Source organism: Bacteroidota bacterium (assembly GCA_026391695.1).
Lineage (GTDB): Bacteria > Bacteroidota > Bacteroidia > Bacteroidales > JAGONC01 > JAPLDP01.
Genome location: JAPLDP010000040.1, coordinates 54,396 through 63,738, shown reverse-complemented (window position 1 = coordinate 63,738; position 9,343 = coordinate 54,396). Strand labels below are relative to the sequence as shown.

Below are 9,343 nucleotides of genomic sequence, written 5' to 3'. Positions count from 1 at the left end.
CTGCAAAAAATCACCACGTCAAAGAACGCTGCTGAAATATCTCTAAAAAATCGATTCCCCAATATATAAGGTAGTGCCACGGTTTAGTTCAACACAAAGCACATATCCCGGCAAGCCGGGAAACGATGCTTAATTGTTATGATTATTTTGACTTCATGCATAGTGTGCTGCCCACAAAAATGGAAGAATTGAAATTTTACAAGCGGTTTGTCGGACTATATAATGAATCCTACTCAATTCGCAGACATGTTAAAATTATGCTGAGAAAATGGTTATACGGGTTGAAAGGAGTGTATGATGAAAAACATTTCCGCCATATACCCTTCATAAAGCTGATATTACTTAATCTTATGTCCTATCCTTTGAAATATAAACTTTATCGGCAGTGCAAATATCCGGCAGCTTAAATTCGTTTTTCGAAAATTTCCATATCAAGGTATGGATCTGTCCCAAACGATTGGCAGTTTTGTCTTATAGCAATTTTCCAGGATGGAATATTTTCTTTCCTGACAGCAAACCTGATCGTCCTGATAGAATTTTCGCTTTCCAGTACGCGCTTCAATTTTATCAGAAGACGTCCTCCAATACCTTTATTTCTTTCTTCAGGGATAACAGCCAACTGGTGTATCCAAATATATTTTGATCCAGAATCACTAAACGCAAATAAATACCCTATTGGCTCATGATCTTTTATGGCTACAAATGAGTATCTTGTAAATACTGTGCAGCACAAATAATAGATCATACGATTATTTGGCACCATATACTCATTCGAAACACGGGCAATGCGTTCAATATGGTTCAGATATTTTATATTGGTATTATCTATTTGGAGCATAAATATAGTTTTTGGTTCGTAAACTAAGGTAGAATAATTTTATCATTCTGAAGATTGTTATTTTAATGATTCTGATCAACCGTAATCAGTATTCGCCTCCGATTTTATGCTGATATTTTTGACGCTAAAGTAATTATAACCTTGTTAATTATGGAATTGATTATCGTAAGACTTCATTTTTTTTTATGAAATCTTCCTGTCTTGATACCTCATTGGCAAATGACAATGAACTTTTTTCTTAATATTTCTTTTCCTTGTTAAATTGGATCTTCCCATTTGCAAATTTTGCAAACCTTTTTTTCAGGATTTTCAAATTTTGCAAATAAGTGACCTTCTTTCATTCCGAATTGCAATAAATCCAAAAATATTCTATACAACATTTGTTTTTTTTATAGTGATGTCATATATTTGTCTCATGAAATCTGATTTTTCTATACAACAGGTTTTTTTTCAACAAATTAAAGAAAAGCTACCATCTCATATTTCTTTTGTCCATGAGATTTCTGAACTTTTGGGGATCAGTTACGACAGTGCTTATCGACGCATCAGAGGGGATAAGGCACTGAGTATTGAAGAATTAAAAGTACTCGGCTCTTATTATAAGATTTCGATAGATACCCTGTTCAATATCGGAAGTAAAAACGTCGTATTTTTACCCGTGGCTGTTGATGAAAAAAATTTTGACATTGTGGAATGGTTACATCAGATACTGGTTGAGGTTAAACGTTTTCATGCTGCCAAAGAAAAGGAGGTCATTTATTCGGCAAAGGACGTTCCGGTATTCTATTATTTTGAATTTCCGGAAATAGCTGCGTTTAAAATATATTTCTGGCAAAAAACTCTTTTTCATTTTCAGGATTATCAAAATAAGCTGTTTGTGCTTGATGATTTATCCGAGGAGGTATATAAAACCGGTAAACAGATCATTGCTACATCGATAAAAGTACCAACCATCGAATTGTGGAATGAAGAAACTTTTAACAGTATGATTCGCCAGATAGAATACTGCTATGAATCGGGTTTTTTTGCCCACAAACAGGATATATACCGATTGTGTGAGGTCCTTGAAGTTTGGGTCCGTCATATTCAGCGACAGGCTGAATATGGTTTTAAATTTCAGTACAACACCTCGCCAGATGGGGTAGAAAATAGTTTCAAATTCTATTATAATGAGGTTCTCCTGAGCGATAATACCATATTTGTCACAATGGATGACATTCGTGTTACTTACCTGACATATAATGTATTGAACCTCCTGATAACGACGAATCCAACTTTTTGCGACCAGGTTGAACATTCACTCAGGATACTGATGAAAAAGTCCAATCTTATCAGTGGAACTTCTGACAAGGAACGAAACAGGTTCTTTAATAAGCTGGTTGATAAGATCAAAGGTCTTACGGACAGGATCAGTTAAGATTCACTGCGAATGCCAAAACCTGATAAAACAAAGAAACCTTCAAGAATTGGCACACAGAAAAGGCCACCATCCATTGTTAAACTGAAAGATAGCGCAGGCAAGTCAAGCATTTCCCGAAAGAATACCCTTTTTCTTCTAGGGGCAATTCTTATTATTACAATTATTGTCTTTGGCCGATCAGTGCAATTTGATTTCGTCAATTGGGATGACGATGTAAATGTCACTGAAAATCCTAATGTCAGGACGTTGTCAGCCAATTCTGTCAAACGGATTTTTACAACGCATGTTATCGGTAATTACAATCCATTGACAACCCTTTCATTTGCTGTTGAATACCACTTTTTTGGAGCAAATCCCAAAATTTATCATGTCGACAATCTTATGTTGCATTTGTTGTGTACAATTCTGGTTTTCTGGATGATTTTGCTAATGGGTGCTAAACCACTAACCGCCTTTATTGTTGGTTTGCTTTTTGGAATCCATCCCCTGCGAATTGAGTCTGTTGTGTGGATCACTGAAAGAAAAGATGTTTTATACAGCGTTTTTTACCTTTCTTCGCTGGTGGCTTATGTATTATTTGTAAGAAGACAGAAGAAACGTTATTATTTTCTGTCACTTCTGCTTTTTATCCCTTCCTTACTTTCTAAGATTCAGGCTGTTACTTTACCATTAGCCTGCCTTGCACTGGATTATTACCTCAACAGGCCGCTTAAAATCCGGCTTGTTCTCGAAAAAATACCCTTTTTTATTTTATCCCTTGTCACCGGTTTAATCGGCATTCATTTCCTGCGGCAGATGGGATCCATGGAAATCAATGAAGTGTTTCCCCTGTTCCAGCGATTTTTCATTGGAGCATATTCTCTTTCAGTCTATATTTTAAAATCGCTCATACCTTTTCAAATGTCCGCAATCTATCCGTATCCAAAAACAATTCCTCTTATTTATTACTTGTCACCAATTTTCCTTATTTTGGCAATATATTTTATCATCAGGAGCGCCCAGTACAGAAAGGATGTTATATTTGGTTCGCTGTTTTTTATCGTAAATATCATTTTTCTTATACAGGTTGTGGGTGCAGGACAGGGATTTATTGCCGACAGATTCTCCTATATCGCTTACATTGGATTATTTTTTATTTACGCCAAGATTTTTGATTATTTAGTTACCAAATGGATAAAGATCAAACCCTTACTTTATGCATTTGCCGCCGTTTACATGATCGTCCTGGTAATCATTTCATTGACTCACATTAAAGTTTGGGGAAATACGGAAACTCTATTTACGGATGTGTTGCAGAAACATCCCGGTGTTCCCGTGGCCTATAATAACCGTGGGAGATATTACCGTACATTAAATAAGTTCAATAAAGCATTGGAAGATTATAATAAGGCTATCACTTTAAATCCAAAAGGATACGCTGCTTATAACAACAGGGGTAAAGTATACTTTGAGACAAATGAAAATGAGAAAGCCATTGCCGATTATAGCAAAGCATTGGAAATTAATCCAAAATACACTGAGGCCTATGCCAACAGGGGTGGAGTATATGGAAAAACCGGAAGATATGCCGAAGCCATTGAGAATCTGAACAAAGCGATTGAATTGGATTCAATGTACATTGATGCATACTCGAACAGGGCTCTGACCTTTTATTATTCACAACAATATGAGCCTTGTATAAGGGATTGTGACTTTTTCTTACGTTTTTATCCATTAAATGCCGATATGTATAACCTGCGTGGATTAACCAATGATTTGCTAAGACGGTATCAGGAAGCGATCGCTGATTATAACGAGGCCATAAGGCTTAAACCTGACCAGGGCGTTTTTTATCAAAACAGATCCTATTTCTATTTTACTTCTGGCGATAAGAAAAAAGCACTGGCAGATGCTGAAAAGGCTCAAAATCTCGGTGTTACAATGGATCCTGCCTATCTGCTGAGGTTAAAATAATATGACTATCAGAAGTTTCGTAAATTTTTTTTCAAAATGTTGTATTTGAAGAATAAATGAAATATTTTTGTACTCTAAAACCAGATTAGTCAATTAGAGTAAAATATGGGAGTTGACGAAACCAGAAAGAATATCCTTGAAGTAGCTTCTAAAATATTTGGTAAATATGGTTACAAAAGGACTACAATTGGCGAAATTGCCAGTTCTGCGCATAAGGCAAAAGGTTCGGTATATTACTATTTCGTTAGTAAAGAGGACTTGTTTAAGGAAGTTGTTGGCAAAGAATTAAATGTACTGAAGGTTGAATTGTCAAGAATCTCTGAAGGAAAGGAGGATCCGATAAACAAGCTGAAGAATTATCTTGTCACACGCATGCGCTTGCTTAGCAACGCCGTGAATTATCACGAAACTCTAAAGTCAAATATCCTCGATCAACTGGATTTTGTGGAAGATGTGAAAAATGAGTTTTATAGGTATGAGGCCGTCCTTCTCTCCGGAATTTTAAAAGAAGGTGTTGAGAATAATGTGTTCAAACCAATCGATTACAAGATGGCTTCAGAGGTCATTATAATGGTCACTAAAGGGCTTGAAATGCCATTTTTTTTGCAGAATAAATATAAAGAACTGGAAACCAGATCGGAAGAACTGTTTAATATTTTAATGACAGGAATGACGGTCAAATAATTTTTTTTACAATAAGAGGTTAAAAACCGGTTAAATGACCAGTTCTCCTGTCAGGTAAGTCACTGATTTACCTCCGATAAGTACCCGATCCTTCAGGTATTCGCAAAAAAGTTCACCTCTCCTTTTTGAAAGCTGAAAAGCATGCAGTTTATCTTTTCTCAGTCTTTTTGACCAGTAGGGGATAAGTGTCGTATGAGCGGAACCCGTTACCGGATCTTCATCAATCCCAAAAGCGGGGGCAAAAAAGCGTGAGACGAAGTCAGATTTTATGCCGGGGGCGCTGATGATAATACCGGCAGCACCGAGCTCCTTCAGGAGGTTGAAATCCGGTTTGATGCCGATGATATCCTCTTCCCTTGGAAAAATGGCCAGGTAATCGCGTGTTTTATAAAGCTCTACCGGTTTCCTGCCCAAAGCCTGTTCAAGAATACTGACAGGTTGAATGGATTCCGGATCGGTGGCGGGAAAATCCAGCATAAGCAGGTCATTTGATTTTCTGACAGATACATCACCTCTGTACCGGGTTGAAAAACGTATCATCTCCTTTTCGTAATTAAGGTGATGAAACAGCACATGAGCCGAAGCAAGGGTAGCATGTCCGCATAGATCTATTTCTGTCAGTGGTGTGAACCATGTTATCTCGAAATGATTATCTTTAGAAACAAAAAAAGCCGTTTCGGAGAGGTTGTTTTCGGCGGCTATATCCTGCATGATGGTGTTGTCAAGCCATTTCTTCAATGGACATACACCTGCAGGATTTCCTCCGAATAATCTGCCGGTAAAGGCGTCGACCTGATAAAATGGAATTTTCATGATATTAAACCATTTAAACGTTAAAGGATCAATTTAATTTAACATTGAATAAGGAATAGTGAAGGGTCAACTTTTTTTTTGATCCCGATCACCTGTGTCGTTTCAAACGGTGTATCAATTCGTTTTTCGAATCGAATGCCGGCATCAGAAAACCATTTTATGACTTCTGCTTCAGTATAGGTATTCCCCTCACTGGTTGAAACAAGCATATTGATGGCAAACAGGGCGCCGGCAACAGGCGATGTCCTGTCTTCGTCCATGATGTGATCCTGGATGACAATTGAACCCTCTGGATTCAGGGCGTCGGCGCATTTTTTTATCAGCAGGGCATTTACATCAGAGGAATTGCTATGAACAATTGCCGAAAGGAAGATAAGGTCATAGCCTTTACCGAGGTCGTCAACAGTGTAGTCACCGATAACTGTGCCGATCTTTCGTACCAATCCTGCCCGTTCTATATACTTTTTAGTCAATGTAATAACATTTGGCAGGTCAAAAACATCGGCTGTAATGCCCTCTTTTGCTCTAACAAATTCCATAGCAAATGTTCCGGGACCACCACCGACATCAAGGACTCTTTTAACATTCGTCAGATCAATGTTGGCAACAAGTTTTGGTGCCTGCCGTTTGGCACGGTCATGCATGGCTTCAATAAAGGAGTCGAGCCAGATATCACTTCGGTCATTGACGTTCTTTTTCATACGTGATTTACCATCTCTCACAACACCGGTAAGCATGCTCCAGGTGTCCCACAAATTGACTGTGTGCATGAAACCTCCAATGAATTGCGGGGATTCCTTAGTTAAGTATAGTCTGGAAATTTCGTTATTTGTATAAAGATCATCCTTCTTGTGAAGCATTCCTATGGCACAGAGGGCATCGAGCAGCATTATGGTTGCACGTAAATTAGTCCTTGCCCCGGCTGAGATCTGCAAAGCCGTTTTCCCTCCGGTTCCGATAATAGTGAAAAAACCAAGTTCATAGGCTGTCAGTAAGATCCGGCTTATCCTGAATGCGTTAAACATCTCCCGCAATTCAGATGAAGTGGTTTTGGTATTCATTATGGTTAAAATTATATGTCTGTACTTCGTTTTTTCGTGAAACAAATTTCGTATTTAATTCTGTTCTCCGGAAATGTTTTGGTACTGACTTCTTTTTTTTAACAAATTCCATAGGATTTTTGTAATTTTATTACCTTGCTGAATAATTTTAAAACCAACTTTTAATCCGTCCGGTTGTAATTATGTCAGAAACCGAAATCAGAGTGATAATAGAAGAGGTCCTGGCCGGCAAACCATCATCATACGGGAAGCTGATCAGGATGTATCAGCAACCTGTATACAGGCTCGCTTTTAAAATGACCGGCAGCAGGGAAGATGCAAAAGATCTGACACAAATTATATTCATGAAAGCCTATATAAATTTGAAAACCTTTGCGACAACACGGAAATTTTTCAGCTGGATTTACCGGATTGCATTGAATGAGACACTCAATCATTTAAAGTCAGCAAGACAGTTCGTCGATCTGGATGATGAAGAAATCATAGATCACGGATCTCCGGAGGAAGTTTATGCAACCAAAGAAAGAAAGGTGATGGTGCAGCGGGCCCTTTTAACATTGGACCCGAAGCACCGTTCCCTTGTGATCATGAAGTATTATGATGGTTTATCCTATGAGGAAATAAGCGAAGTAACTGGCCTACCAATGAAAAAAGTGAAATCCAGGTTATTTGAAGCCCGGCAAAATCTGAAGGAGTATCTTACTTTTTAAAATGTCCTTGAAAATGCTCAGCAGAAAACAGAAAAAATATATTCAGAAATTTATTGATGGGGATCTTCTGCCCGAAAGGAAAAAATATATTAAAGAATTACTGGACCGTGATCCCGACGCAAAATTATATTATGAGGGATTGCTCGAAGTGGAAAACACGCTTAAAAATGATGCTTCTGTTGCTGAATCCCCCGACCTGGAAAACCTCATTCTTCGCGATATTCAACAGATCCCGCAAAATGACTTGCCTTCTCAGGTCAAAAAACACTGGACAGAATATATTTGGCCTTCACCTCAATGGGGAATAGGCTATGCTTTAATATTTGGCATCCTTATCGGCATTTTTATCTTTAGCCCTGTTCTGCGAAACAGGAATTGGAAAACAGTGTCCGATAGCGATATGGCTGGAAGTATGACCAATATTTCCACGGCTTTCAATTTACCGATTTACATTGCAGGAATCAATGCCACCATCACTGCAGGCTATGTTTCACAGGATTTTCTACGGATCGAAATCAATGTCCAGTCAAATGATCTCGCTCAGATTCGTTTGTCGTTTAATAAAGACCAGTTTAGCCTGTGGACACTTAAAGCTGTAGATCAGAATCCTGAATGCAGGATTCTGGCTGACTACAGTTCGGTGGAAGTCATCAATAGAGGTGAAAATGTATATCTTGTTCTGCTGAAGAAACTGAGCAGTCTCGAAGAAACCATCAGGATCGAGGTCTTTTCGAACGATATGCGTCAATATGAAAATAACATAACAATTAAGTGAAACAATAGTAATTAACCATAAAAAATCATAATACAATGAAAAGAAGAAATTTATTCACGTCATGTTTAGTCTTGCTGGTCGTCTCGGTACTCCTGTTTTGCTGTAAAGGACGTGTCAGCGAGGATGAAGCCAGAGGCACAATCGGAAAAGTCAAAAAATACCGTAAAAGCCAGATGACTGAGAATGATATCAAATTGCGCAGCAAGATTCTGGAAGATACTGCACAGTTAGCCACAACAATAAAGGGATTGGTAATCTTCGATGCATACACCAAGGCATTGACCCATGATCTTGATGGGAAACTGCCTGAATTGGATGTATGCGAATGTGATCAGAATGAAGCCCTTAAACTTGAAATATTAAGAAATTTCAATGACTATATTAAGAATAATGATTCACTATTGACAGGCACCATTACTATGCTCAGCGAATTTTATAAAGATACCGTCAGTGAAAAATCGTTTGATGTTGAGCAGAGCATGAAAAATATCCTCAATTATTTTAACCAGTTGAATAAAAGGGATACGGTCATGGATAACCTCATCACGAATATTGATGCCTGGCTGAAAGCCAATCCTAAGAAAAAGGGTACAGAAATAGACAATTTGAAGAATGTCCGTGACGGCATTGTCCTGCGTGACATGCAAATGGCTATACTCCTCGGTACTCCTGGTGAAATTCAAGCAGCGGCTGACCGGGTGATATTAAATACTGAAAACCTTCAGGCATATTATGGTATAGATTTTCTGAATAGTATTTTGAGCGCAGAGCAGCTAAATGAATTTTTGGCCACGGGTTCTTTAAATGATGTATTGAACGCCAGTAACAAGATAGACGCTTCAAATTTTATTTTGGATCAGGGTGTGATAAATGCAGTTGGGAATGTCGTCAGTCCGGGAGATCTAGGTATGGTAGTGCCCATGGCAGTGGTCAGTGACCTGCAAAACCTTAATAATGTCTATGGTAATCTGAATGAATTACAAGATGTCGTTCAATCTGTAGTAAGTGTGGGTGATTTTGTCAATTCTTTGAATGATCAGTTACAAGACATTCATGAACCCATATAACATCTGGAAACCTCAATATATG

9 protein-coding genes are annotated in these 9,343 nt (G+C 38.1%); 6 read left to right on the top strand and 3 right to left on the bottom strand.

Going from position 1 to position 9,343, the window contains the following annotated elements:
* Positions 1-403 precede the first annotated feature (403 nt).
* Positions 404-838, bottom strand: a complete 435-nt coding sequence (locus NT175_06385) for a GNAT family N-acetyltransferase (protein ID MCX6234340.1) — start codon at positions 836-838, stop codon at positions 404-406.
* Between the two features lie 415 nt (positions 839-1,253).
* Here NT175_06385 and NT175_06380 point away from each other — a divergent pair, with 415 nt between their 5' ends.
* The 3 genes from NT175_06380 to NT175_06370 all read left to right on the top strand — a co-directional run bounded on the left by NT175_06380 (position 1,254) and on the right by NT175_06370 (position 4,895).
* Positions 1,254-2,255 (top strand): helix-turn-helix domain-containing protein, encoded by a 1,002-nt coding sequence (locus NT175_06380; protein MCX6234339.1) that lies wholly within the window; start codon positions 1,254-1,256, stop codon positions 2,253-2,255.
* Between the two features lie 12 nt (positions 2,256-2,267).
* Positions 2,268-4,211, top strand: coding sequence for a tetratricopeptide repeat protein (locus NT175_06375; GenBank protein ID MCX6234338.1), 1,944 nt, complete (start codon positions 2,268-2,270; stop codon positions 4,209-4,211).
* Positions 4,212-4,316: 105 nt separating this feature from the next.
* Positions 4,317-4,895 (top strand): TetR/AcrR family transcriptional regulator, encoded by a 579-nt coding sequence (locus NT175_06370; protein MCX6234337.1) that lies wholly within the window; start codon positions 4,317-4,319, stop codon positions 4,893-4,895.
* A 30-nt stretch (positions 4,896-4,925) separates the two neighbouring features.
* On the opposite strand, the gene NT175_06365 is transcribed toward NT175_06370, so the two are convergent.
* On the bottom strand, positions 4,926-5,708 hold the full coding sequence (locus tag NT175_06365) for a PhzF family phenazine biosynthesis protein (GenBank protein ID MCX6234336.1): 783 nt from the start codon (positions 5,706-5,708) through the stop codon (positions 4,926-4,928).
* Between the two features lie 38 nt (positions 5,709-5,746).
* The gene (locus tag NT175_06360) at positions 5,747-6,769 is read right to left on the bottom strand and encodes a methyltransferase (protein MCX6234335.1); all 1,023 of its coding nucleotides are present in this window, start codon (positions 6,767-6,769) and stop codon (positions 5,747-5,749) included.
* 182 nt (positions 6,770-6,951) lie between these two features.
* Between NT175_06360 and NT175_06355 the strand changes: the two genes are divergently transcribed.
* From NT175_06355 to NT175_06345, 3 genes are read left to right on the top strand one after another with little or no spacing between them, the layout of a single operon-like run.
* Positions 6,952-7,479 carry an RNA polymerase sigma factor gene (locus NT175_06355; GenBank protein MCX6234334.1) on the top strand — a complete coding sequence of 176 codons (528 nt, stop codon included), beginning with the start codon at positions 6,952-6,954 and terminating at the stop codon, positions 7,477-7,479.
* Between the two features lie 13 nt (positions 7,480-7,492).
* Positions 7,493-8,254, top strand: coding sequence for a hypothetical protein (locus tag NT175_06350; protein MCX6234333.1), 762 nt, complete (start codon positions 7,493-7,495; stop codon positions 8,252-8,254).
* Positions 8,255-8,289: 35 nt separating this feature from the next.
* Positions 8,290-9,321: a hypothetical protein gene (locus tag NT175_06345; GenBank protein MCX6234332.1), complete on the top strand. Its 1,032-nt coding sequence runs from the start codon at positions 8,290-8,292 to the stop codon at positions 9,319-9,321.
* Positions 9,322-9,343: the final 22 nt, after the last annotated feature.